Source organism: Achromobacter sp. SX5 (assembly GCF_056711425.1).
Map to the genome: position 1 here is coordinate 3,809,018 of NZ_CM160041.1, position 23,844 is coordinate 3,832,861.

The 23,844-nt window shown below is 68.2% G+C and carries 17 protein-coding genes; 6 read left to right on the forward strand and 11 right to left on the reverse strand.

All coding sequences use genetic code 11. The annotated features are described in order from the left end of the window. Positions 1 to 10 precede the first annotated feature (10 nt). The gene (locus AC1M14_RS17895) at positions 11 to 1,015 is read left to right on the forward strand and encodes a TAXI family TRAP transporter solute-binding subunit (RefSeq protein ID WP_111827226.1); all 1,005 of its coding nucleotides are present in this window, start codon (positions 11 to 13) and stop codon (positions 1,013 to 1,015) included. A gap of 131 nt (positions 1,016 to 1,146) precedes the next feature. After that, positions 1,147 to 3,762, forward strand: coding sequence for a TRAP transporter fused permease subunit (locus AC1M14_RS17900; protein WP_209164765.1), 2,616 nt, complete (start codon positions 1,147 to 1,149; stop codon positions 3,760 to 3,762). A gap of 191 nt (positions 3,763 to 3,953) precedes the next feature. Here AC1M14_RS17900 and parC read toward each other — a convergent pair whose 3' ends face one another. The 3 genes from parC to parE are packed head-to-tail and all read right to left on the reverse strand — an operon-like array spanning position 3,954 to position 8,874. Then, a complete protein-coding gene (gene parC / locus AC1M14_RS17905) occupies positions 3,954 to 6,278 on the reverse strand; it encodes a DNA topoisomerase IV subunit A (RefSeq protein WP_479730192.1) in 2,325 nt (774 codons plus the stop codon). 35 nt (positions 6,279 to 6,313) lie between these two features. Continuing rightward, positions 6,314 to 6,889: a YcxB family protein gene (locus tag AC1M14_RS17910; RefSeq protein ID WP_440130616.1), complete on the reverse strand. Its 576-nt coding sequence runs from the start codon at positions 6,887 to 6,889 to the stop codon at positions 6,314 to 6,316. 23 nt (positions 6,890 to 6,912) lie between these two features. Further along, positions 6,913 to 8,874 (reverse strand): DNA topoisomerase IV subunit B, encoded by a 1,962-nt coding sequence (parE, locus tag AC1M14_RS17915; RefSeq protein ID WP_168202330.1) that lies wholly within the window; start codon positions 8,872 to 8,874, stop codon positions 6,913 to 6,915. A 355-nt stretch (positions 8,875 to 9,229) separates the two neighbouring features. Between parE and trxA the strand changes: the two genes are divergently transcribed. Both trxA and rho read left to right on the forward strand, forming a co-directional pair. Continuing rightward, positions 9,230 to 9,556 carry a thioredoxin TrxA gene (trxA, locus tag AC1M14_RS17920; RefSeq protein ID WP_102771763.1) on the forward strand — a complete coding sequence of 109 codons (327 nt, stop codon included), beginning with the start codon at positions 9,230 to 9,232 and terminating at the stop codon, positions 9,554 to 9,556. A gap of 117 nt (positions 9,557 to 9,673) precedes the next feature. Next, positions 9,674 to 10,933 carry a transcription termination factor Rho gene (gene rho, locus AC1M14_RS17925; protein ID WP_043541410.1) on the forward strand — a complete coding sequence of 420 codons (1,260 nt, stop codon included), beginning with the start codon at positions 9,674 to 9,676 and terminating at the stop codon, positions 10,931 to 10,933. Between the two features lie 123 nt (positions 10,934 to 11,056). Here the strand turns inward: rho and AC1M14_RS17930 are convergent, their stop codons facing one another. After that, a complete protein-coding gene (locus AC1M14_RS17930; RefSeq protein ID WP_479731819.1) occupies positions 11,057 to 14,713 on the reverse strand; it encodes a YhdP family protein in 3,657 nt (1,218 codons plus the stop codon). 174 nt (positions 14,714 to 14,887) lie between these two features. On the opposite strand from AC1M14_RS17930, the gene glnE reads away from it, so the two are divergent. Both glnE and AC1M14_RS17940 read left to right on the forward strand, forming a co-directional pair. Further along, positions 14,888 to 17,668: a bifunctional [glutamate--ammonia ligase]-adenylyl-L-tyrosine phosphorylase/[glutamate--ammonia-ligase] adenylyltransferase gene (gene glnE, locus AC1M14_RS17935; protein WP_479730193.1), complete on the forward strand. Its 2,781-nt coding sequence runs from the start codon at positions 14,888 to 14,890 to the stop codon at positions 17,666 to 17,668. Positions 17,669 to 17,740: 72 nt separating this feature from the next. After that, positions 17,741 to 18,415, forward strand: coding sequence for an epoxyqueuosine reductase QueH (locus tag AC1M14_RS17940; RefSeq protein WP_102771764.1), 675 nt, complete (start codon positions 17,741 to 17,743; stop codon positions 18,413 to 18,415). A gap of 12 nt (positions 18,416 to 18,427) precedes the next feature. On the opposite strand, the gene AC1M14_RS17945 is transcribed toward AC1M14_RS17940, so the two are convergent. From AC1M14_RS17945 to AC1M14_RS17975, 7 genes are all read right to left on the reverse strand, one after another. After that, positions 18,428 to 19,381 (reverse strand): AraC-like ligand-binding domain-containing protein, encoded by a 954-nt coding sequence (locus AC1M14_RS17945; RefSeq protein ID WP_102771765.1) that lies wholly within the window; start codon positions 19,379 to 19,381, stop codon positions 18,428 to 18,430. A gap of 82 nt (positions 19,382 to 19,463) precedes the next feature. Further along, complete coding sequence (locus tag AC1M14_RS17950) at positions 19,464 to 19,910, reverse strand: c-type cytochrome (protein WP_479730194.1); 447 nt, start codon at positions 19,908 to 19,910, stop codon at positions 19,464 to 19,466. Between the two features lie 77 nt (positions 19,911 to 19,987). Next, positions 19,988 to 20,509: a methylamine dehydrogenase light chain gene (locus tag AC1M14_RS17955; RefSeq protein ID WP_479730195.1), complete on the reverse strand. Its 522-nt coding sequence runs from the start codon at positions 20,507 to 20,509 to the stop codon at positions 19,988 to 19,990. Then, on the reverse strand, positions 20,493 to 21,131 hold the full coding sequence (gene mauD, locus AC1M14_RS17960; RefSeq protein ID WP_102771768.1) for a methylamine dehydrogenase accessory protein MauD: 639 nt from the start codon (positions 21,129 to 21,131) through the stop codon (positions 20,493 to 20,495). The genes AC1M14_RS17955 and mauD overlap by 17 nt, the downstream gene beginning before the upstream one ends. An 11-nt stretch (positions 21,132 to 21,142) precedes the next feature. Continuing rightward, the gene (locus AC1M14_RS17965; RefSeq protein WP_102771769.1) at positions 21,143 to 21,700 is read right to left on the reverse strand and encodes a MauE/DoxX family redox-associated membrane protein; all 558 of its coding nucleotides are present in this window, start codon (positions 21,698 to 21,700) and stop codon (positions 21,143 to 21,145) included. Next, positions 21,697 to 22,887: an amine dehydrogenase large subunit gene (locus AC1M14_RS17970; RefSeq protein ID WP_111827221.1), complete on the reverse strand. Its 1,191-nt coding sequence runs from the start codon at positions 22,885 to 22,887 to the stop codon at positions 21,697 to 21,699. The genes AC1M14_RS17965 and AC1M14_RS17970 overlap by 4 nt, the downstream gene beginning before the upstream one ends. Before the next feature lie 70 nt (positions 22,888 to 22,957). Continuing rightward, the gene (locus AC1M14_RS17975) at positions 22,958 to 23,839 is read right to left on the reverse strand and encodes a transporter (protein ID WP_102771771.1); all 882 of its coding nucleotides are present in this window, start codon (positions 23,837 to 23,839) and stop codon (positions 22,958 to 22,960) included. Between the last annotated feature and the right edge of the window lie 5 nt (positions 23,840 to 23,844).

Here is a 23,844-nt window from a genome sequence, read left to right on the forward strand (position 1 = left end):
AGGAGTTTGCATGACCACGTCCGTCAAACACACCTTGGGCCAACGCACCGCCTGGACGCTAGCCGCGTCGGGCCTGGCCACGGCTTTGCTGTCGGCGGCGCCGGCGCCCGCCGCCGCCCAGCAGAAGTTCGTCAGCATCGGCACCGGCGGCGTCACCGGCGTCTATTACGCCGCCGGCGGCGCCATCTGCCGCCTGGTCAACAAGGACCGCGCCACCCACGGCATCCGCTGTTCGGTCGAATCGACCGGCGGCTCGGTCTTCAACGCCAACACCATCAAGGCCGGCGAGCTGGACCTGGGCGTGGTGCAGTCCGACGTCGGCTTCAACGCCTACAAAGGCGAGGGCCAGTTCAAACAGGCCGGTCCCTACACCAAGCTGCGCTCGGTGTTCTCCATCCATCCCGAGCCGTTCACCGTGGTCACGCGCAAGGAAGCCAACATCAAGCGCTTCGAGGACCTGAAGGGCAAGCGCTTCAACGTCGGCAATCCCGGGTCGGGCACGCGGGCCTCGATGGAAGAGCTGCTGGCCACCATGGGCTGGACGCTGAAGGACTTCTCGCTGGCCTCCGAACTGCGCCCCGACGAACACGGCTCGGCGCTGTGCGACGGCAAGATCGACGGCTTTTTCTACGGCGTCGGCCACCCCTCGGCCAATATCCAGGACCCCACCACCAGTTGCGGCGCCAAGCTGGTTTCGCTGACCGGCCCCGCGGTGGACAAGCTGGTCGAAAAGTATCCCTACTACGCCCACGCCACGATTCCGGCCGGGCTCTATCCCAACAACCCCGAAGAGACCAAGACCTACGGCGTCACGGCCACGTTCGTCACCTCGGCCGACGTGCCCGAGGCCACCGTGTACACCGTGGTCAAGGCCGTGTTCGACAACTTCGACGACTTCAAGAAGCTGCACCCGGCCTTCGCCAACCTGAAGGCCGCCGACATGGTGAAGAACGGGCTGTCGGCGCCGCTGCATCCGGGCGCCGAGAAGTACTTCAAGGAAAAGGGCCTGCTCTAAGGCCGCGGGACCGACCGGCCAGCCGGAGCCGCCATGCGCGGCCCGCCGGCTGGCGCCCTCGCGCCCCGACGGGCGCAGGGGCCACGCGCGCGCTGCTTGCCGGCGCGCGTCCTGAAACGTAGGGGAATTTCATGACAAAAGAGCCGCACACGCCGGCCCCGGACCTGGATCAACTGGTCGCCGACGCCGACCGCGGAGGCCGCAATGCCGGCGGCGTCGCGGGCGCCACGCTGGCTGCCGGCGCGCTGATCTGGTCCGTCTTCCAGCTCTGGTATGCCTCGCCGCTGCCGTTCGCGCTGAACTGGGGCATTTTCAACGACACCGAGGCGCGCGCCCTGCATCTGGGCGTGGCCATGTTCCTGGGCTACCTCGCCTATCCCGCCAGCAAACGCTCGGCGCGCGACCGCATGCCCTGGTACGACTGGGCGCTGGCGCTGATGGCCGGCTTCTGCGGCGCCTATCTGTACATCTTCTATAACGAGCTCGCCGGCCGCCCCGGCCAGCCCACCACCATGGACGTGGCCACGGCCGCCATCGGCCTGGCGCTGCTGCTGGAAGTGACGCGGCGCGCGCTGGGCCTGCCCATGACGGTGCTGGGCCTGGTGTTCGTGGCCTACGCGCTGGCCGGCCCCTGGCTGCCCGACGTGCTGGCGCACCGCGGCGCCTCGCTGGAACGCCTGATGTCGCACATGTGGCTCACCACCGAAGGCGTGTACGGCGTGGCGCTGGGCGTGTCGGTGTCGTACATCTTCATCTTCGTGCTGCTGGGCTCGCTGCTGGACAAGTGCGGCGCCGGCAACTACATGATGCAGGTGTCGTTCGCGCTGCTGGGCCATCTGCGCGGCGGCCCGGCCAAGGTGGCCGTGGTGTCGTCCGCGGTCAACGGACTGGTGTCGGCGTCCTCGGTGGCCAACGTGGTGACCGGCGGCATCTTCACCATTCCGCTGATGAAAAAAGCCGGCTACGGCGGCGTGCGCGCCGGCGCGATCGAGACCGCCTCTTCGGTCAACGGCCAGATCATGCCGCCGGTGATGGGCGCGGCCGCCTTCCTGATGATCGAATACGTGGGCATCCCCTATACCGACATCATCCGCCACGCGATCCTGCCGGCCTCGATCTCGTACATCGCGCTGTTCTACATCGTGCACCTCGAAGCGCTGAAGCTGGGCATCCAGCCCATGATGGCCTCGGGCCCGACCCGCACGCCGCTGCAGAAGCTGGCCGGCTGGGGCATGGGCATCAGCGGCACGCTGGTGGTGATGGGCGCGGTCTACTGGATCGGCACCGGCATCCAGGCGGTGGCCGGCGCGGCCGCCACCTGGGTGCTGCTGGCCATCCTGGCGGCGCTGTACCTGTGGCTGCTGCGCATCGCGGCGCGCCACCCCGACCTGCCGCAGGACATAGACATCAACCATCCGGTGCGCCCCCAGCCCTGGCCCACGGTGCGCGCCGGGCTGTATTTCCTGATCCCCATCGGCATCCTGGTGTGGTGCCTGAGCGTGGAGGAATTCTCGGCCGGCCTGTCCGCGTTCTGGGCGGCCGTGGGGATGCTGTTCCAGATGGTCACGCAGCGTCCGCTGATCGCCTGGTTCCGCAAGCAGCCGACCGGACCGGCCTGGCGCCTGGGCTGGCGCGAGGCCATAGGCGGCCTGGAGGAAGGCGCGCGCAACATGATAGGCATCGCCATCGCCTGCGGCACCGCGGGGCTGATCGTCGGCGCGATCACGCTGACCGGCCTGGGCCTGCGCATGACCGCCTTCGTCGAACTGGTGTCGATGGGCAACGTGCTGCTGATGCTGATCTTCACGGCGGTGGTGTGCCTGATTCTGGGCCTGGGCATGCCCACGACCGCCAACTACATCCTAATGGCCACGCTGATGGCCCCCGTGGTGGTGGAGCTGGGCGCGCAGAACGGGCTGGTGATTCCGCTGATCGCCGTGCACATGTTCGTGTTCTATTACGGCATCATGGCCGACATCACGCCGCCGGTGGGCCTGGCCACTTTCGCGGCCGCCGCGATCTCCGGCGAAGACCCGATCAAGACCGGCATACAGGGCGTCACCTACGCGGCCCGCACGGCCATCCTGCCGTTCATGTTCGTGTTCAACCCCATGCTGCTGCTGATCGACGTCAGCTACGGCTGGGAACTGGCGCTGGTGGTGGCCGGCGCCACCCTGGCCTCGCTGACCTTCGCCGCGGCCACCATGGGGTGGTTCCGCACGCGCTGTACCCGGCTGGAGGTCTGCCTGCTGCTGCTGGTGACCTTCATGCTGTTCCGGCCGGATTGGTTCATGGACCATTTCGCCGCGCGCCACGAAAGCCGTCCGGCCGCCGAAATGCAGGCCATCGCCGCGGCGCTGCCGGACAACGGCCGCCTGACCGTGGTGCTGCGCGGCATCAACCTGGAGGGCGACGAGCTGACCAAGACCGTGGCGGTCGCCCTGCCCGCGCTGGAAGACGCGGGCGCGCAGGACGCGGGCCGCAAGCGCCTGGCCGAGGCCGGGGTGACGCTGATGAGCCTGGGCGGCCAGACGCAGATCGGCGGCCTGCGCTTCGGCAGCCGCGCCGAACGCGCCGGCTGGGAGCAAGGCTGGGACGTGCTGGAAGTGAAGGCGCCCAACCCGCAGCGCTGGTCCGACTTCTGGGTTTACGTGCCGGCGCTGTTGCTGCTGGCGGGCATGTGGGCGCGCCAGGGCCGGCGCGACGGCGGCGCCGCCGTGGGAAGGTTGCGCGCCACGGCGGTTTGACGGGATGGCGGCGTTCGGCGCCCGATGGGTTCCGCGCGCTTGGCGTTCGAGTTTTTTTCCAGGAGCTCTCGCGCTGCACCCATCCTACGATGGTGAAACCGTAAGATGGGTGCAGCGCGAGAAACACTGCGCAAGAAAGAAAATCTCAAGCGCGCGGAACCCATCGGGCGCCGAACGCCCCCCACGCAAAATCAGCCCAGCACCGGCGACAGCACCGGCTGCTTGGGCCGCACGTCCAGCGCGCGTCCCTTGCGGGCGCGCTTGCCGACGTAGACCGCCAGCGCCTCGCCGGCCAGGATGTCCTCGGTGTGCTTGTTGCGGTAGATGCCGGCGGCGCGCAGGCCGCCCGCGCCGATGGGCACGGTCTGGTCCAGCTTGTCGGAGGCGTCCAGGCCCATCAGGATGGTGCCGCGTCCGCCGCCCGACAGGGTCTTGACCTCGTCCAGGCCGAAGACCAGGAACTTGCCCTTGTGCGACAGCAGCGCAAGCTGGGTGGCGCCCTTGAACAGCGGCACCGGGCGCAGCAGCGCGTCGCCCTCTTCCAGCGTGATGAACTGCTTGCCGGCGCGCTGGCGGCTGACCATGTCGGACAGCTTGGCCGCGAAGCCGTAGCCGCCGCGCGTGGCCAGCAGCCAGCGGCTGTCGGGAGACGCCGCGATGGTGTGCACGATGCGCGTGCCCGGTCCCAGGTCGATCATGGTGGTCACCGGCTGGCCGTCGCCGCGCGCCGAGGGCAGCGCCGAGACGGGCACCGAATAGACGCGCCCGTTGTCGCCCATCGCGATCAGCGTGTCGGTGGTGCGGCATTCGAAGGCGCCGTAGAGATCGTCGCCCTGCTTGAAGCCGAATTGCGCGGCGTCGTGGCCGTGGCCCTGGCGGGCGCGCAGCCAGCCCTTCTGCGACACGATCACGGTGACCGGCTCGTCCAGCACCTTGGTCTCCAGCACGGCGCGCTCGGCGGTCTCGATCAGCGTGCGGCGATCGTCGCCGTACTGCTTGGCGTCGGCCTCGATTTCCTTGACCAGCAGGCGCTTGAGCGCGGCGGGATTGTCCAGCAGCTCCTGCAGGCGCAGCTGTTCCTCGCGCTTGTCGGCCAGTTCCTGCTCGATCTTGAAGCCTTCCAGGCGGGCCAGCTGGCGCAGGCGCATTTCGAGGATGTCCTCGGCCTGCCGCTCCGACAGCTTGAAGCGCTCCATCAGCGCGGCGCGCGGCTCGTCGGATTCGCGGATCGTCTGGATCACTTCGTCCACGTTCAGGTAGACGACCATGCGGCCTTCCAGCACGTGGATGCGGTCGATCACCTTGTCCAGGCGGAAGCGCGTGCGGCGCACCACGGTATTGGTGCGGAACGCCAGCCATTCGACCAGGATGTCGCGCAGGCCCTTCTGGCGCGGCCGGCCGTCGGTGCCGATGCACACCAGGTTGACCGAGGCGCTGCTTTCCATGCTGGTCTGCGCCAGCAGCGTGTTGACGAATTCGTCGCGGTCCACGCGCGAAGTCTTGGGTTCGAACACCAGGCGCACGGCGGCGTCCTTGCCCGACTCGTCGCGCACCGCGTCCAGCAGGTTCAGCATGACCGCCTTGGCCTGCGTCTGCTCGGGCGTCAGGCTCTTCTTGCCGGTCTTGACCTTGGGATTGGTGATTTCCTCGATCTCTTCGAGCACCTTCTGGCACGAGGTGCCGGGCGGCAGCTCGTGGACCACCAGCTGCCACTGGCCGCGCGCCATTTCCTCGAACTGCCAGCGGGCGCGCACCTTCAGTGAGCCGCGGCCGGACGCGTAGATCTGGGCGATGTCCTCGGGCGGGGTGATGATCTGGCCGCCGCCGGCGAAGTCCGGCCCGGGCACCAGCGCGTGCAGCTCGGCGTCGGGCAGCTGCGGATGCTTGATGAGCGCCACGCAGGCCTGCGCCACTTCGCGCAGGTTGTGCGGCGGGATTTCGGTGGCCATGCCGACCGCGATGCCCGAGGCGCCGTTGAGCAGCATCACCGGCAGGCGCGCCGGCAGCATCTGCGGCTCCTGCTGGCTGCCGTCATAGTTGGGCACGAAGTCCACGGTGCCCTCGTCCAGCTCGTCGAGCAGCAGCTTGGCGATGGGCGTCAGGCGCGCTTCGGTGTAGCGCATGGCGGCGGCGTTGTCGCCGTCGCGCGAGCCGAAGTTGCCCTGGCCGTCGATCAGCGGATAGCGCAGCGAGAAGTCCTGCGCCATGCGCACCATGGCGTCGTAGGCGGCCTGGTCGCCGTGCGGATGGTATTTGCCCAGCACGTCGCCGACGACGCGCGCGGACTTCACCGGCTTGGCGCCGGCGCCCAGCCCCATCGCCTGCATGGCGTACAGGATGCGGCGCTGCACGGGTTTCTGGCCGTCGCCCACGTCCGGCAGGGCGCGGCCGCGCACCACGGATACGGCATAGTCTAGATAGGCTTGTTCCGCGTAGCGCGCCAGGGTGATGGCGGCGTCGCCCTCGCCGTCGGGCGGAGTGGCGTCGAACAGGCCGGGTTGATTGCTGTCGGTCATGATGGTTTCAGGTAGACAAATTCATCGAAACGGCGTCAGCGCGCCGGCGCGGACGGCATCAGCTGCGTGTCGGCCACGTGCGCGCGCAGTTGCGCGCGCACCGCCTCCAGCGTGGCGGCGTCCTGTCCGCGCTTGGGGATGATCACGCCTTGCAAGGTGCCGAGAATGACATAGAGATGGTCCGGGGTTTCCTCGACCCGCCGCACATCGGACCACGCCATGCGCCCGGAGGCGGCGGCGGTGGAATCCGAGACGCCGTCGGGGCCGAACTCCAGCCGGTGGCGGCCCAGGAACAGCTCGTCGGGCTGCCGGGCCAGCATGCGCCGGGTGTTCTTGCGCACCAGCGCCGGCAGCACGTATTCATAGGCCAGCGCCAGCACCGCGAGAATGCCCAGCCCCACCGCCAGCCCCTCGAAATACACGGGCAGGATGCGGGCCCAGTCGGGCCCCTTGCCGTCCCAGGTCTGCCAGACCAGATAGGCCAGCAGCGCCACGATCATCAGGATCGCGAAGCGCAGGTGCGAGCGGTAGCGGCGGCGGCGCAGCTCGGGCCGCTTGTACACGTAGACGGCGAAGTCGGCGTAGTCGTCGGCCGTCAGGTCGACGTCCATGCGGGCAGCTCCGGATGCGGCCATCAGATGTCCAGCTCCGCCAGGTTGCCCTTTTCCTCGATCCAGGCGCGGCGCTGCGAGGACTCGCCCTTGCCCATCAGCATGTCGAACATGCGGGTGGTGTCTTCGGGGGTCTGGTCGCCGTAGCCCACCGGCAGCAGCCGGCGCGTGTCCGGGTTCATGGTGGTTTCCCACAGCTGCTCGGGATTCATTTCGCCCAGGCCCTTGAAGCGGCTCACGGCCCAGGCGCCTTCGCGCACGCCTTCCTTGCGCAGCTTGTCCTGCGCGGCCTCGAGTTCGCCTTCGTCCAGGCAGTAGATCTTGCGCGCCGGACGCTTGCCCTGGGCCGGCACGTCCAGGCGGAATAGCGGCGGCTTGGCCACGAAGACGTGGCCGGCCTCGACCAGCTTGGGGAAGTGCCGGTAGAACAGCGTCAACAGCAGCACCTGGATGTGCGAGCCGTCGACGTCCGCGTCCGACAGGATGCAGATGCGGCCGTAGCGCAGGCCGGACAGGTCGGGCGTGTCGCCCGGACCGTGCGGGTCCACGCCGATGGCCACCGAGATGTCGTGGATCTCGTTGTTGGCGAACAGGCGGTCGCGGTCCACTTCCCAGGAATTCAGCACCTTGCCGCGCAGCGGCAGGATGGCCTGGAACTCCTTGTCGCGGCCCATCTTGGCCGAGCCGCCGGCCGAGTCGCCCTCGACCAGGAACACTTCGGTGCGCGAGGCGTCGCTGGATTCGCAATCGGTCAGCTTGCCCGGCAGCACGGCCACGCCCGAACTCTTGCGCTTTTCCACCTTCTGCGCCGAGCGCTGGCGCGCCTGGGCCTGGCGGATGGCCAGCTCGGCCAGCTTCTTGCCGTATTCGACATTGCTGTGCAGCCACAGGTCCAGCGCACTCTTGGAAAAACCGCCCACCAGGCGCACCGCGTCGCGGCTGTTCAGGCGCTCCTTGATCTGGCCCTGGAACTGCGGGTCCAGCACCTTGGCCGACAGCACGAAGCTGGCGCGCGCGAACACGTCCTCGGGCAGCAGCTTCACGCCCTTGGGCAGCAGGCTGTGCAGTTCGGCAAAGCCCTTGACCGCGCCGAACAGGCCTTCGCGCAGGCCGGATTCGTGGGTGCCGCCGGCCGGCGTGGGAATCAGGTTGACATAGGACTCGCGCACGGCGTTGCCGTCTTCGGTCCAGGCCACCACCCACTGGGCGCCCTCGCCTTCGGCGAAGTTCTCGTGGTCGGCGCCGGCGTACTGCTGGCCTTCGAAGAACGGCACCATCAGCTCGGCCCCGGCCAGCGCCTCGGACAGGTAGCCGCGCAGGCCGTCCTGGTACTGCCAGGTCTTGGTGTCGCCGGTCTTTTCGTTGACCAGCGTGACCTTGACCCCGGGCAGCAGCACGGCCTTGCTGCGCAGCAGGTGCGTCAGCTCGCCCGGCGGGATATTGGGGCTGTCGAAATACTTGGGGTCCGGCCAGACGCGCACGCGGGTGCCGGACTTCTTGCGCCCGCCCTGGTCGTAGGGCGCCAGGGGCTCGGCCACGTCGCCGCCCTTGAAGACCAGGCGGTTGACGGCGCCGTCGCGCCACACCACCACCTCCAGCCGCGTGGCCAGGGCGTTGGTGACCGACACGCCCACGCCGTGCAGGCCGCCGGAGAAGGCGTAGGCGCCGCCGCCGGCCTTGTCGAACTTGCCGCCGGCGTGCAGGCGCGTGAACACCAGCTCGACCACGGGCGCGTTCTCTTCGGGATGCAGGCCCACGGGAATGCCGCGCCCGTCGTCCTCGACGGAAACGCTGCCGTCCGCGTGCAGCGTGACCTGGATCTGCTTGCCGTAGCCGGCCAATGCCTCGTCTGCGGCGTTATCAATGACCTCCTGCACGACGTGCAGCGGGTTTTCGGTTCGGGTGTACATGCCCGGGCGCTGGCGCACGGGCTCCAGCCCCTTCAGGACGCGAATGGACGCCTCGGTGTAACGTGGAGTGGCCAAGTTATCCCCAACATCTGTGGAAAAAAACCGACATTTTACGGATAAGCCCAGGTTCTGCGCGGCTCCCGGTGGGATGCGCACGACCTGACCACCTCCGAATTCGGTAGGATGATGACAGTGGCAACCGGCGCATCGGGGCCCTCGGCCCGGATCGCGACAACTGCGCCGCAACATCCTACACAAATCCGGCAAACCCTGTTGTTATCTCCAGTGGTATGCCTGTTGTTATTGACAGTGGTATGCTTTAGTCCATTGCCACAAACAAGAACAACCGCAAGGCGCATCTCTTCGGACCCTTTTTCCTTCCGGACCCTGTTTTACGCGCCCTTTGCTGCCGAACCCGAGAATCACCATCATGAGCGACCAAATCAAGAACGTCAGTGACGCAAGCTTCGATGCCGATGTGTTGAAGTCCGGCCAGCCTGTGCTGGTGGATTACTGGGCTGCCTGGTGCGGCCCCTGCAAGATGATCGCCCCCATCCTGGAAGAAGTCGCCACCGAATACGCCGGCCGCCTGACGGTCGCCAAGCTGAACGTGGACGAAAACCAGGACACCGCCGCCAAGTACGGCATCCGTGGCATTCCCACTCTCATGCTCTTTAAGGACGGCCAGGCCGCCGCCACCAAGGTCGGCGCGCTGTCCAAGTCGCAACTCACCGCATTCCTGGACGGCGCGTTGTAAACTGCGTGCTGTGAACGAAGGCGCCGCCCCGGTGGCGGCGCTCATTCAATACCGCGCGAGCCCGTCCGTGGCGCGCCGCCAGAACCCTTCTTTACTTTTCCCCCACCACTCACCGCGATGCACCTCAACGAACTGAAGGCGCTGCATGTCTCGCAGCTGCTGGAAATGGCCGCCGGCCTGGAAATCGAGAACGCCAACCGCCTGCGCAAGCAGGAACTGATGTTCGCCATCATGAAACGGCGCGCCAAGCAGGGCGAGCAGATCTTCGGCGACGGCGTGCTGGAAGTCCTGCCCGACGGCTTCGGCTTCCTGCGCTCGCCCGAGACCTCGTACCTGGCCAGCACCGACGACATCTACATCTCGCCTTCGCAGATCCGCCGCTTCAACCTGCACACCGGCGACTCGATCGAAGGCGAAGTGCGCACGCCCAAGGACGGCGAGCGCTATTTCGCGCTGGTGAAGGTGGACAAGGTCAACGGCGTGGCGCCCGAGGCGATCAAGCATCGCATCATGTTCGAGAACCTGACGCCGCTGCACCCGAACCGCGTCATCCGCCTCGAACGCGACATCAAGAGCGAAGAAAACCTCACCGGCCGGATTCTCGACGTCTTCGCGCCCATCGGCATGGGCCAGCGCGGCCTGATCGTCGCCAGCCCCAAGTCCGGCAAGACGGTGATGATGCAGCACATCGCGCACGCCATCACCACCAACTACCCCGACGCGGTCATGATCGTCCTGCTGGTCGACGAACGCCCCGAGGAAGTGACCGAAATGCAGCGCACCGTGCGCGGCGAAGTGGTGGCCTCGACCTTCGACGAACCGGCCACGCGCCACGTGCAGGTCGCCGAAATGGTCATCGAAAAGGCCAAGCGCCTGGTCGAAATGAAGAAGGACGTGGTGATCCTGCTGGACTCCATCACCCGCCTGGCGCGCGCCTACAACACCGTGGTGCCGGCCTCCGGCAAGGTGCTGACCGGCGGCGTGGACGCCAACGCGCTGCAACGTCCCAAGCGCTTCTTCGGCGCGGCCCGCAACCTCGAGGAAGGCGGTTCGCTGACCATCCTGGGCACGGCGCTGATCGAAACCGGCAGCCGCATGGACGAAGTCATCTATGAAGAGTTCAAGGGCACCGGCAACTCCGAAGTCCACCTCGAGCGCCGCCTGGCCGAAAAGCGCGTCTACCCCTCGATCAACCTGAACAAGTCGGGCACCCGCCGCGAAGAACTGCTGATCGCGCCGGACCTGCTGCAGAAGGTCTGGGTGCTGCGCAAGTTCATCCACGACATGGACGAAGTCCAGTCCATGGAATTCATCCTGGACAAGATGCGCGCCACGAAGACGAACGCCGAATTCTTCGACATGATGAAAAAGAAATAATCTCCCCCCCAGGGGGGCGCCGCTACGGACCGGCGGAGCCGGATCCGTGCGGCCCGGGTCTTGAGGCACCCGTTTCTTTTGGGGCCCCCGTTTCTTTGGGGGCCCCTTTCCATTGCGGCCGGCCTAGTTGCCGCCCAGGAATTCCTCCAGCAGGCCCGGCGTCTCGGGTTGCTTGCCGGGCTTGGCCGGCTTGTCCGCCAGCGGCTTGGCGGACGTTTCGATCGGCTCGATCTTGGGGTCGTCCCAGTCGCCGGTGACGGCGTATTCCATGGTCATGGCGCGCGCCAGCGGCTGCTTGAGCAGCCATTGCGTGACGAAGGCCCCCAGGCCGATCAGCGGGTTGACCGCCAGCGCCGTCACCATGGCCGCGCCGCTGGCGTCCAGGTTGGGGATCACCACCGCCTTCAGGTCCCAGCGTTCGCGGATGATGTTGACGCCGCCGGCCAGCACGATGGCGGCGACCGGCCCGTTGATCTTGTAGCCTTCGGTGGACGCAACGCCCTCGGCCACTTTGACCCGGCCGCGGATGGTGTCGAAGGGAAAGCCGTCGCGCAGCAGGTTGGTCGGGTTCACGTCCAGCCGCGCCAGCCTCTGCAGCGATTGCAGCGACAGCAGCTCCAGCAGCCGTGCGGTGCGCGAATTGACGTGCATGAAGCGGCCCTTGTCCAGGCTGACGTCGACCTCGCCGGTCAGGTTTTCGATCTTGTGGGTCCAGGGCAGGTCGCGCCAGGTGGCCTGGCCCTTCATGGTGCCCTGCCCGCCCGACACCACTTTCTCGAAGCCGATGCTGTCGAGGAACTTGCCCACATCCTCGTACTTCACCGAAGCGTCCACCGTCAGCCCGCGGTCCGCGCCCTGCAGCCGCCAGTTGCCGGTGGCGTTCAACGAGGCCGCCGGATTGGTGATGGAGAGCTTGTCCAGCCGCCATTGGCGGCCGCGCTCCAGATTGGCGCCCTGGACCTGCAGCGCGCCCAGATTCTTGCCGTACAGCCGGAATTCCTGCGCCTGCAAGTCGATCGCCGGGATGTCCGACAGGTCGCTGCCCGAGGACAGGGCCTCGTCGGCGTCGTTGTCATCGCCTTCGCCGCCCAGCGCCAGGTGCTTCAGGCGCGCCGTGATCTGCCCGGCGATGGCGCCGGAGGCCTCGCGCCACTCCAGCGTGCCGGCGGCCTGGCGCGATTGCAGGTCCACGCGCCACTGCGCCGGGCCGGGGCGGGTCGCATACAGCGTCAGGTCGTTGAGGGTAAAGCCGCCGGTGCGCAGCTTGCCGGCGGCCAGGCTGATGCGCTCGGGCTGCGGCAGCATCGGGCGCGAGGCGGCGCGGCTCTTGCCTGCGCTCTTGCCGGCGGCCGGGCTGAACCCGTCGGCCACGTCTTCCCAGGCGTCCATGTCCAGTTCCGGCAGCGTCGCGTTCAGGCTCAGCCCCCGCTCCGGCAGGCTGGCCGGGCGGCCGATGCCCAGCGCGCCGCGCGTGAAATAGGAACGCTCGCCCTCGGACGGCGCGCGCTCGAACAGCGCGTTGACGCCGTCGCCCAGGCTGGCCGTCAGCCAGCGCCGGTTCGAGGCGCCGCGGTCCTGCGCGGGCGACCACTCTACCTTCAGCGTCTGCGCGCTCTGGGCAGGCTTGCCCACCGGCGCGGGCATGTCGATCGCCATGCCGACCAGGTCGGACTCCACGGAAATATCCACCGCCCCGCCGCGCTGATAGCCCACCTTGCCCTTGTAGGCCGCCTTGCCCGAAAAGCGCGACATGGACGGCGTGTTGCTCAGCTGGGTCAGCGCCGAGCCGGCCAGCGTGCCTTCGAACCGCAGCGCGTCCGACCCCTTGGCCAGGCGGCCGGAAATCCGCGCCGGACCGCCCAGGAACTGAGCCCGCACTTCCTTGGTCTCCACGCCTTTTTCCGAGAACGCCAGCTCGCCGCGCATCTGGCTGAGCAGCGGCATTTCCGGCATGAAGGTGAAGCTGTTGTCGGCGAACTGGATGCGCCCCTGCACCTGCGTGTCGTCGGTATTGAGCAGCGGCACCTTGAGCTTGAGGCCCACGCGCCAGTCGCCGCTGCCGCGCGCCTCTTCCAGCGCGCCGTCCAGCAGTTCGCCCAGCGGCGAATTCGCCGCCAGCGCCAGATAGGCCGGCACCGAGCCGGAGGTCTCGCCGTCCAGCAGCAGTTCGGAGTTCTCCTCCATGTTGGGAATGGTGGCGGAGACCGCGCCCAGCGCCACGGTCTGGCCTGGCCCCACGTGGGCCAGCGCACCGCCGGCGCTGTCCAGCGTCAGGCTGACCTTGTCGATGCGGAAGTTGCCCGCCAGGTTCTCCAGCACCGGCCATCCCTTGCGGTGGCCGCGCGCCGGCGCGTAGTCGACCTTGGCGCCGGTGTAGGCGCCGGCGATGACGAATTCGCCCTGGGCCCCGGGGCTGCCGTAGGGAAAATCGTCCAGGTCGCCCTTGAGCGTGATGGAGGCCGACTGCATCTCGCCGGCCGGCAGGCCGGTGGCCAGCCATTCGCGCGCGTCCGCGTTGACCTCCAGCGGCAGGTAGCGGTGGATGGCCGGCATGGAGCCGCGCACCATGGTGCCGCGCAGGTCCACGCTGCCGGCCGCCGTCTTGCCCTCGGGCTGCCACTGTCCCTGGAAACGCGCGTCGATGTCGTCATTGGCCAGCCGCAGCTGCGCGATGTCGACGAACCAGTGCTCGGCGTCCGGCCCCTTGGTGCTGGCCTGGAGCGCGACGTCGCGCGCTTTCAGCGTGGGCTCCGCGAACACGCCAGGCAGGGTCACGGCCAGCTGCTCGGCGCGGCCGTCGACCGACACGGCGGCCGCGCCCGGGCTGCGCGCCAGCGGCACGCCCTCGATCTGTACGAAGTCGCCCGGCAGGCCCTGCACGCGCGCCTGCGCGTAATCCGCCGCGAACCCGGGGCCGTCGGCCGCGGCCGACCAGCGCAGGCCGCGCACCGCGGCGTCCGCGGTCAGCGCGGTGAACTTGCCTTTTTCCAGCTGCAGCCAGGCGCGCGCGCTGATGCGCCCCGCGATCTCCGGCGGTTCGATCCAGGGCGCCCAGGCCAGCGGCTCGGCGTCGTCCACCTGGGCATAGAGCTGCCCGCTCCAGCCGCCGGCATTGGCGCCGCCCAGCGCCAGCAGGCTGCGGTTGAACTCGCCGCGCAGTTCGATCTTGCGCGCCAGCGCGTCGCCGGCCGCGGCCCGCAGCACGAAGCGGTGCGACAGGCTGCCGTTGCGCGCCAGGAAGTCCACGCCTTCGAGCGTCAGTTCGGGCGCCTGGCGCAGCCCGTCGATCCAGCGCACCGTGGCCCCGCGCACGCGCAGTTCGCGCTGCGCGGCCAGCCAGCGCAACGCGGGATGATCCAGGTCCGAACGGTGGTCGCTGGTGTTGAGGTCGATGTCCTGGCCGGCCACCCATAGATGATTGTCCGCGTCGCGGCGCAGCGTGATTTCGGGCCGCTCGACCTGCAGGCTCACCAGCTTGGGCGACAAGGCCAGAATGCTGCGCCAGCCCAGCACGGCGGAGACGGACGGCAGGGCCAGCACGGGGTCCGGCTCGTCGTCGTAGACCTGCACGGCCTTCAGGTCCAGCCGCGGATTGAGCCCCTGCCAGTCCGCTTCGATGGCGCCGATCTCCACGCGCGAGCCCAGCGCCCGGCTGGCGTAGGCCTCGATCTGCGGACGCCATTGGTCTATCCTGGGAAGCACCCAGTAGCGCACGCCCAGCGCGCCCAGCGCGGCGACGCCATAGACGGCCAGCGTCACCCAGAACAGGGCGCACAGCAGTTTCTTGGCCGCCGCGCCGCCCCACCAGGACGCACGGCCGGCGGCAGGCCCCGATTGCGGGTCCGGCGTGGGGGAATTTTTCGAAGCTGACACGGATCGGTGGGCAGGATAATGGTCTTGCGGTATCGTCCCCACTTATACCTGAAACGCGCCCATTTCGCCGCCAATTTCGCCATGTCCACGCCCGTTTTGCTCGACCCCGCCCTCGCCTGGTCCGGCCACCTGCGCCGCCGCCTCGATGCCCATCCCGACCTGGCCGCCTGGCTTGCCGAGGCCGTGCAGCAGCCGCTCACGCCCGCCCGCATCAAAGCATGGCAAACCGAACTGGCCGGCCCGGGCGCGCCGGACACGCTGCCGGTGGAATCCTGCCGCATGGTGCTGCGCAAGCTGCGCGAACGCGTCTTCAACGTGCTGATCGTGCGCGACCTGGCCGGGCAGGCGCCGCTCGAAGAGGTGGTGGGCGCCATGACCGCCCTGGCCGACCTGGCGGTGGCCGCCGCCTACCGCAGCGTGGCGGCCGAACTCGCGGCCGTGCATGGCGTGCCGCGCGACCCGGCCACCGGCAAGCCGCAGGAAATGCTGATCATGGGCATGGGCAAGCTCGGCGGCTGCGAACTGAACGTGTCCTCCGACATCGACCTCATCATGCTGTATGGCGAAGAAGGCGAAACCGACGGGCCGCGCCGCATCAGCCACCACGAGTTCTACGGCCGCCTGACGCGGCGCATGATGCCGGTGCTGTCCGAGGTCGACGCCAACGGGCAGGTATTCCGCACCGACCTGAGGCTGCGTCCCGACGGCGACTCCGGCCCGCTGGCCTGGAGCCTGGACGCGCTGGAGCACTACCTGATCGGCCAGGGCCGCGAATGGGAGCGCTATGCCTGGCTCAAGGCGCGGCTGATTCCGGCCCAGGCCTTCGACGGCAGCGACAGCGCCGCGCAGGCGCGCCAGCTCGAAAGCCTGCGCGTGCCCTTCGTGTACCGCAAGTATTTCGATTTCGACGCCCTCGCCGCCCTGCGCGCGCTGCGCGAGCGCATCCGCCAGGACTGGCAGCGCCGCGCCCACGCGCGCAGCGGCATCGACAGCGCCAACAACATCAAGCTGGGCGACGGCGGCATCCGCGAGATCGAATTCGTGGTGCAGGTGGCCCAGCTGATCCGCGGCGGCCGCATGCCGGCGCTGCAAAAGCGCGGCCTGCTCGAAGCGCTAGAGGCCGAACGCGCGGCCGGCCTGATGCCCGAGGACGACGTCCGGCGCCTGGAGCAGGCCTACCGCTATCTGCGGCGCACCGAGCACGCCCTGCAATACCGCGAAGACGCGCAGACCCACCTGCTGCCCGGCGATCCCGCCCAGCGCGCCGAGCTGGCCGCCGCCCTGGGCATGAGCCCGCAGGACTTCGAAACCACGCTGGCGGCGCACCGCGAGTTCGTCTCGCAGACCTTCCGCAATGTGTTCCGCATCATGGGCATGGGCGAGACCGAGGAGCCGGCGCCCGCGCCCGGCGCCGCCGAACCCGCCGGCTGCCTGGAAACGCCGGACGGCAATTGCGAGCTGGGCGAACAGATCCGCCAGGCCTTCGGCGATTCCGCGCAGGACCTGCTGCGCCGCACCGAGACCCTGCTCAACAGCCACCGCATCCGCAGCCTGCCCGAGAGCAGCCGCAAGCGCATGGACATCCTGCTGCCCTCGGCGCTGCGCGCCGCGCTGCAGACGCCTGCGCCGCTGGAGGCCACGGTGCGCCTGTTCGACCTGATCGAAAAAATCGCGCAGCGCAGCGCCTACCTGGCCCTGCTGGCCGAGTATCCCGACACCCTGGCCCGCGTGGCCCGCATGGTCGCCGCCAGCCCCTGGGCCGCCCAGTACCTGACCCAGCATCCGCTGCTGCTCGACAGCCTGATCGACTGGCGCACGCTGTTCGAGCCGCTGGACTTCGCCCAGATCGCGCGCCAGCTCGGCGCGGACCTGGACGCCTGCCGCCTGCCCGACGGCGAGCCCGATATCGAACGCCAGATGAACCTCATGCGCGACGTGCAGCGCCAGGCCAGCTTCCAGCTGCTGGCGCAGGACCTGGAGGGCGAGCTCACCGTGGAAAAGCTGGCCGACCAGCTGTCCGCGCTGGCCGACGTGCTGCTCAATGAAACCATCCGCCGCGCCTGGCCGCTGGTGAACCGGGTGCCGGGCGCCGAACCGCGCTTCGCCGTCATCGCCTACGGCAAGCTGGGCGGCAAGGAGCTGGGCTACGCCTCCGACCTGGACCTGGTGTTCCTGTTCGACGACACGCGCGAGGACGCCGCCGAGGTCTACGCCAAGCTGGGCCGGCGCATGACCTCCTGGCTCTCGACCATGACGTCCTCGGGCCGGCTGTACGAGGTCGACCTGCGCCTGCGCCCGGACGGCGACGCCGGCCTGCTGGCCGTATCGGTCGAGGCCTTCGAGCAGTACCAGCACAAGCACGCCTGGGCCTGGGAGCACCAGGCGCTGACCCGCGCGCGGCATGCCGCCGGCGACGCCGGCATCGGCGAGCGCTTCGAACGCATCCGCGAGGACATCCTGGTGATGCCGCGCGACGCCGCGGCGCTACGCGACGAAGTGCTGGCGATGCGCGAGAAGATCAACGCCGGCCATCCCAACACCGGCCCGCTGTTCGACCTCAAGCATGACCGCGGCGGCATGGTCGACGTGGAATTCGTCACCCAGTACCTGGTGCTGTGCCACTCAGGCACGCATCCGCAGCTGGTGCGCAACCTGGGCAATATCGCGCTGCTGCGCCTGGCCGGCGAGGCCGGCCTGATCGAGCCGGCGCTGGCCGCCCGCGCCGGCGACGCCTATCGCACCCTGCGCCGCGTCCAGCATCAGCTGCGGCTGCAGGGCGTGGAAAAGGCCCGCGTGCCGCCCGAGCAGCTGCAGGAAGAACGCGCCGCCGTGCGCGAACTGTGGGCGGCCGTGCTCGGATGAACCCGTGCGGGCGCGGCTGGCGGCAACTCGTCGTAAAATAAGGACTTTTCCGCATTTTTCCGTTTGCCAGCCATGTCCGACCTCGTGCGCCCCAAACTCGATCTGCCCGCCGGCCGCCGCAAGGTGCTGCTGCACTCGTGCTGCGCGCCCTGCTCCGGCGAAGTCATGGAGGCCATGACCGCCTCGGGCATCGATTACGCGATCTACTTCTACAACCCGAACATCCATCCGGTCAAAGAGTACGAAATCCGCAAGCAGGAGAACATCCGCTTCGCCGAACAGCACGGCATCGAATTCATCGACGCCGACTACGACATGGACAACTGGTTCGAACGGGTCAAGGGCCTGGAAGACGCGCCCGAGCGCGGCGAACGCTGCACGGTCTGTTTCGACATGCGCTTCGAGCGCACCGCGCTGTACGCGCACGAGCACGGTTTCGACACCATCACCAGCTCGCTGGGCATCTCGCGCTGGAAGGACATGAACCAGATCAACGGCTGCGGCGAACGCGCCGCGGCCCGCTACGACGACCTGATCTACTGGACCTACAACTGGCGCAAGGGCGGCGGCTCGTCGCGCATGATCGAAATCAGCAAGCGCGAGAACTTCTACCAGCAGGAATACTGCGGCTGCGTCTATTCGCTGCGCGACACCAACCGCCACCGCCGCTCGCAAGGCCGCGACCGCATCCACATCGGCGTGAAGTTCTACGGCAAGGAAGAGCTGATCAACGAAGAGTCGCTCTGAGCGGCCGCGGCGCTAGCGTTCCTGGCGCCGGTATTCCGACGGCGACACGCCGTAGCGTTTGCGAAACGCGTGGCTGAAGCGCGCGGCGTCCGAAAACCCATAGCGATAGGCGATGTCCCCGATCGGCCGGGCGGACTGCGCTGCGTCGCAAAGCGTGTCGCGGCAGCGCTCCAGCCGCGCGCTGAGGATGAAATCGGCGGGCGTGGTGGACGCTTGCGCGAAGAGCTTGTACAGATACCGCCGCGACACCCGGAAGGCCGCCGCCGCGCTGGCCGGAGACAAGGCCGGATCATGCAGGTTTTCGAGTATGTGCTGCTGCACGCGGCGCAGTTGCGCCTGGCGCAGTTCGACCTGGTCCTGCTCGGCCAGCGCGCCGGCCTGTTCGCTGATGTTCAGGCCCATCATCTGCAAGATCGCATTGGCGGCGTCGCGCGACGCGCTCTCCGACAGGTTGGCGTGCTCGTTCAACGCCACCCGCAGCAGGTCCATGGCCATCCGGCCGCAGCCCTGGCGGGCGCTGAAGCGGCGCGCCACGGCATTGCGCATGAAAGGCTCCCAGGCCTCGACATGCTTGCCGGGCACCTGCATCACCAGGAAATGCGCGCCGTCGTCCACCTCGATCTCGTATGGGCGGGTGGTGTCGTAGATGCCCCATTCGCCCGGGGTCAGCAAGGCGCTGCGCCGGGCTTGGTGGATTTCGCTGCGGCCGGACAATTGCAGCGTCACTTTGTAGCCGGCCGCGACCGACTGGTCGGCCAGCAGCTTGCTGCGGCGCACGCGCTGCGCGCTGCTGCGCAGCTCGCTGACCTGCATCCAGCCCAGTGAGTCCACCGCCACGCTGTTGCGGAAGCGCGCTGGGAACACGGCGGATACTTCCAGGGGAACAAAGGTATCGCTGACACTTTCCTGCCAGCTGGCGCAATCCAGGAAGTGCCTGGGCGCGCTGCGCAAAAGGGATTGGGACATGGCGACTCCGGAATGCTGCCTCTTTCTAGCATCGGGCGGCGGGACGGGAACATCGGTAACAACCCCTAAGACAGCCGCCCCGCTAGGGTTTTCTGTCGCTCCCGTAGGAATATTCGGCCAGGTCGAAACCCTGCTTCGACAAGGCCTGCGCCAGCCCGTGGCGCACCGGCACCACGTCCTCGTAGCGGCGCCGCCGCGCCGCCGCCACTTCCTGTTTGGTGTAGGGACGGAAATCCGCGGGCAGTTGCGCGGCGCTGAAACTTTCCAGCAGCCAGTTCAGCACCGCCGCGAGTTCGGCGTCGCTCAACTGGGATTGCGCGGCGCCCGGCACCCGGATCAGGTATTCGCGGCCCGCCGGCAAGTGCACGAAAGCGCCGACGGAACCCCGGAAATCGGGAATGCCGTGGCGGCTGCTGCCGCGGCCGTCCACGCGATGGCAGCCCGCGCACTGCAGGACGTAATCGGCCCGCGCGTTTTGGCGCAACTGCGCCGCCGCGGAACCGTCGGGAGCGACGCCTTGCGCGACCACGGCCCGCGCCGCGCACAACAGGACGGCGGCGACGCAATGCCGCCGCCATCCCGCCCCCCGCCGCCCCAGCCCCCGGCTCATGGCTTCGGCTTCGTCTTGGCCAGTCCCACGATCACGGAGGTGGTGCAGTGGAAGATGGACGATTCGTTGGACATGCACCAGTTCACGTCGTTGTGCAGGAACATCTGGTAGCCGGGGCGCTCGCGCTCGGCGGAAGCGCACATGCACTTCCCGCAAGCCGCCTTGCCGCAGCAGTCGTTGTAGCTGATGAGGTAGTCCTTGCCGTCCAGCGGATTGTGGCAGGTTCCCACCCACGACACGGCTGAAGGCGAAGTGCCCGGCGGGCACGAGGTCATGCTGCCGCCGCAGCAGGAACACAGAAAGCCGTCCACCGCGCAGTAGCGCCAGTAGTCGCAGGCGGTGTCGTCCATCTGCGGCTTCTTGGGGGCCGCCGGCGCCGAGCGCGCCACGGGCAGCACCGGCATCAGGAAAGCCGTTCCCACCAGCGCCTTGCCGATGCGGTTGAGCACGCTGCGCCGGGACGTGGCGTGCGCGACCGAGCGCGTGGCGCGCTCTCCGAGTTTATCCAGCCAGTGCATTGCCGCTCTCCTTGCGGGAAATCCGGGTTTCTTCCAGCGCGCCGGCGGCCAGGAACTCCTGCACCGACGCCACGCCCAGTTCCTTGGCCGTGAACAGGCTTTCGAGCTGTTCGCGGGAATTGATCAGGCCCTTCGCTCGCAGCGTTCCGGTTTCGTCGATCAGCACGGCGTAGGGCAGCTTGCTGATCTGGAACTTCATGCCCAGTTCGGTCGACAGCAGGTACGGAAAACGCTCCAGTCCCGCCTGCTTGTAGAACGCCAGATGCTCGGGCATTTCGCCGTCGCTGGCCAGCACGATGCGCAGCCAGGCGCTTTCGGTGGCGGCCACCGATTTCAGGATCGGCAGCAGCTTCTTGCACACCGGGCAGGTCGGCGACAGAAAGAACAGCAGTTGGCTGTGCTGCCCGCGTTCGCCCACGACGATGCGCCGGCCCAGCAGGTCGGCAAGTTCGAAGCGCGGCGCCGGTTCGCCGACGCCGGGGCCCTTGTCCATCGTGAGCGCGCCCATCGGCGCCACGCGTTCGTACAGCACGCCGATCTGCCGCGACAGGGCCAGGATGACCAGCACCAGGCAAAGCACCACGCCCCACAGCAGAAAATTGGAAATGATCAAGGCATCCATGTGAAACTCCTTCAAAGGTTCCGCAGCTTGAGATGCGAGGCCAAGAGGTGATTGGCGGTGTAGTAAAGGGCCACCGCGGAGATCGCGAGGCCGAAGACGGCGGCGGCGTCCACCCATTGCAGGCCGCGAGAGCCACCCGCCGCGGCGTGGAGCGCGGGCGCCGTCCACGACGCCAGGACCGCGTTGCGCAGGACCAGCCACCAGGACAGCCCCGCGCCGCCCTGCCCGCCCCGTCCCGTGCCGCTGGCCGGACCGCCGCAGCCGCAATCGATGTCGCGATGGCCGCGCAGCAAGTTGAACGCCAGCGCCGCGGTGGCCGTCGCCAGCACCAGCAGCGCCAGTTGCGCCCCCGCCGCCTGGCGCGGCGGCGCCAGCAACAGGACGCCGGCCACGGCCTCGGCCAGCGCATAGGCCCATGCGAACGCACCGCTCCAGCTTTCGGGCAGGATCCGGTAGGCCGACACCGCCGCGGAGAAGCGCGCCATGTCCCGCAGTTTTTCCAGCGCGCCCAGGAGCAGCACGCAGGCCAGCGCCGCGCTCGCGGCATAGAGCAGTACGGGATCGTTCATGGCGCCCTCCAGGGTTGCGGCTCGACCTGCAGCGCAGTCTCGCCCGCGCCCTCGATCGTTCCCTTGAGAACGGGCGCGGCCGGCGCTGCGTCGTAGACGTTCACGTTGCCGCCGTCCAGCGTGTAGAGGCGCGGCGCCTCGTCCTGCGATACCGACATGGACAGTGCATTCCTGCCCGGCACCCGCGCCACCCGCTTGTGCGTGGACAGGTCGTAGACCCAGATCTCGGAGGCGGGCGTCTTGTGCGAGCCTTCGGCGCCGTTCGGATGCATGCCGACGTAGAGCCGCTTGCTTGCCTGGTTCACGGCCAGCAGGTTGTAGCCGCCGGGTCGCCAGCCCTGGTCCTTGCCCGACGCGTCCAGCAAGGACCACGGTTTGCCGAAGACGGCGTCCTGGCCGCTGAAATCCGCGCTGTACACGTTGCCGTTGTAGGAGACGAAATAGAACGTGTTGCCGAGGTTCTCGGTATGCGTGAAGACCGGGTCCTTTTCCGGATCGAACATCGGCTGGCTGCGCTGCTGGCCCGCCGGCTTGCCGGCCGCGTCCAGGTCGACGGTCAGCAGCGCGCCGTCGCCGCAGATGCTGGCGAAGCTGCGCGGGCGGGACGGCAGGACGATGATGCTCCAGCATCCCGCGGCGGCCGTGATTTCGTCGGTGAACTGGCGCGTCTTCAAATCCACCACCGTGACCGAGGACGCCGGCGTGGCGTTCTGCACGAACAGCAGCCCGCCGTCGGTGCTCTGGCGCAGGTAGTTGCGGTAGTTCAGCGCCTGCGCGCGCTTCTGCGGGATGGGCACCTCGAACCTGGGCGTCAGCGTCTCGGCGTCCCAGGCTTCGATCAGGTCGGTCCGCTTGCCGCGGTTGAGCCGTTCGTAGTAGGTCGTCATCACGTAGATGTCCTTGCCGTCCGCGGACACGGTCATGTGACCGTTGAACGAGGTGGGCACCAGCCCCAGGAATTTGCGGGTGTCGCCGTCGTAGATGTTGATCCGGCTGTCCACCAGGTGATTGAAGACGGCATCCATCACATACAGCCGGTGAGGCGTGGCAGGCGGCAGGCGGGCGCCGCCCTTGAGCTCCTCCACCGGCAGGTCCGCCCGGGCGAGCCCGGCCGCGGCGGCCAGGGCGGCGCACAGCGCCCACTGTCCCGCCCGCGATGCGCATGATCTGGCGCGTAGCGCATTCATCGATATTCTCCTCGTCTCATGATCGGATCTCCCTGGGCCTGCCGACGCTGAAAGCAGCCACGCACAGGCCTTAAAACGCGTAGACATAGCGCAGCTGCACGCCGCGCATGCGCGGCCCGTTCTCGACCTTCAGGTCGTGGATGTACTGCATCTGAATCTGGTTGGCGTCGTTGATCTGGTGCGTGAGCTCGACGGCCAACTGGTGGTTGCGGGCGCTGGTGGCCACGGTTTCGCCCGAGGAGGTCTCCCGCCCGCCGGTTTCGTAGCGATAGCGCACCCCGGTATAGGTGTCGGGCGTCAGGTTGGTCGACGCCAGGGCGAAAAAGCGGAACGAAGGATCTTTCTTCAGCGTCTGCCCATACCAGTCGGTGTTGCGGCCATAGATCTCCACTTCCGCGATGGCTTCGAGATAGGTGGATTCGCCTATCCCCTTCACGAAGGAAAAATCCTGGATGGTCGACCAGCGGTTCTTCCCGGGCGAGACATCGGGCCGCGAGCCGTCGTAGCGGCCCACCGGCGCAACGATGAACGGCTCCCAGGCGAACCAGGTTCTGGTCTGCTCATTGTTGTAGAACCAGATCGCCGACCCCAGCGTCAGGTCGCCTATGCCTGTCTGGTGGTCGCCCGGCGCGCCCGGCAGCTCCATCGACGTGCGGTACATCGGCACGATGAATTCGAGCTGCACCGTCTTGCCGTAAAACTCCCGGTAATGCATCTGGCGATACACCAGCGCGTTAACGTCCACCGAGGCGCCTCCCACCCGCTTGCCTTCGGCGTACAGCCCGGACGAGCGCAGCCCCGCCAGATAGCCTGCGACGAGATTGGTGCCCACCGGCGCGGGTATCCAATCGCGCGCGCTGGGATCTCCGGCCCATGCCGCCTGCGACGCCCCCGCGCAGGCCAACAGCAGCGCGGCGCGCGCGCGGGTCCGGCAAAGCCTGCTGCCTGCCATGTATT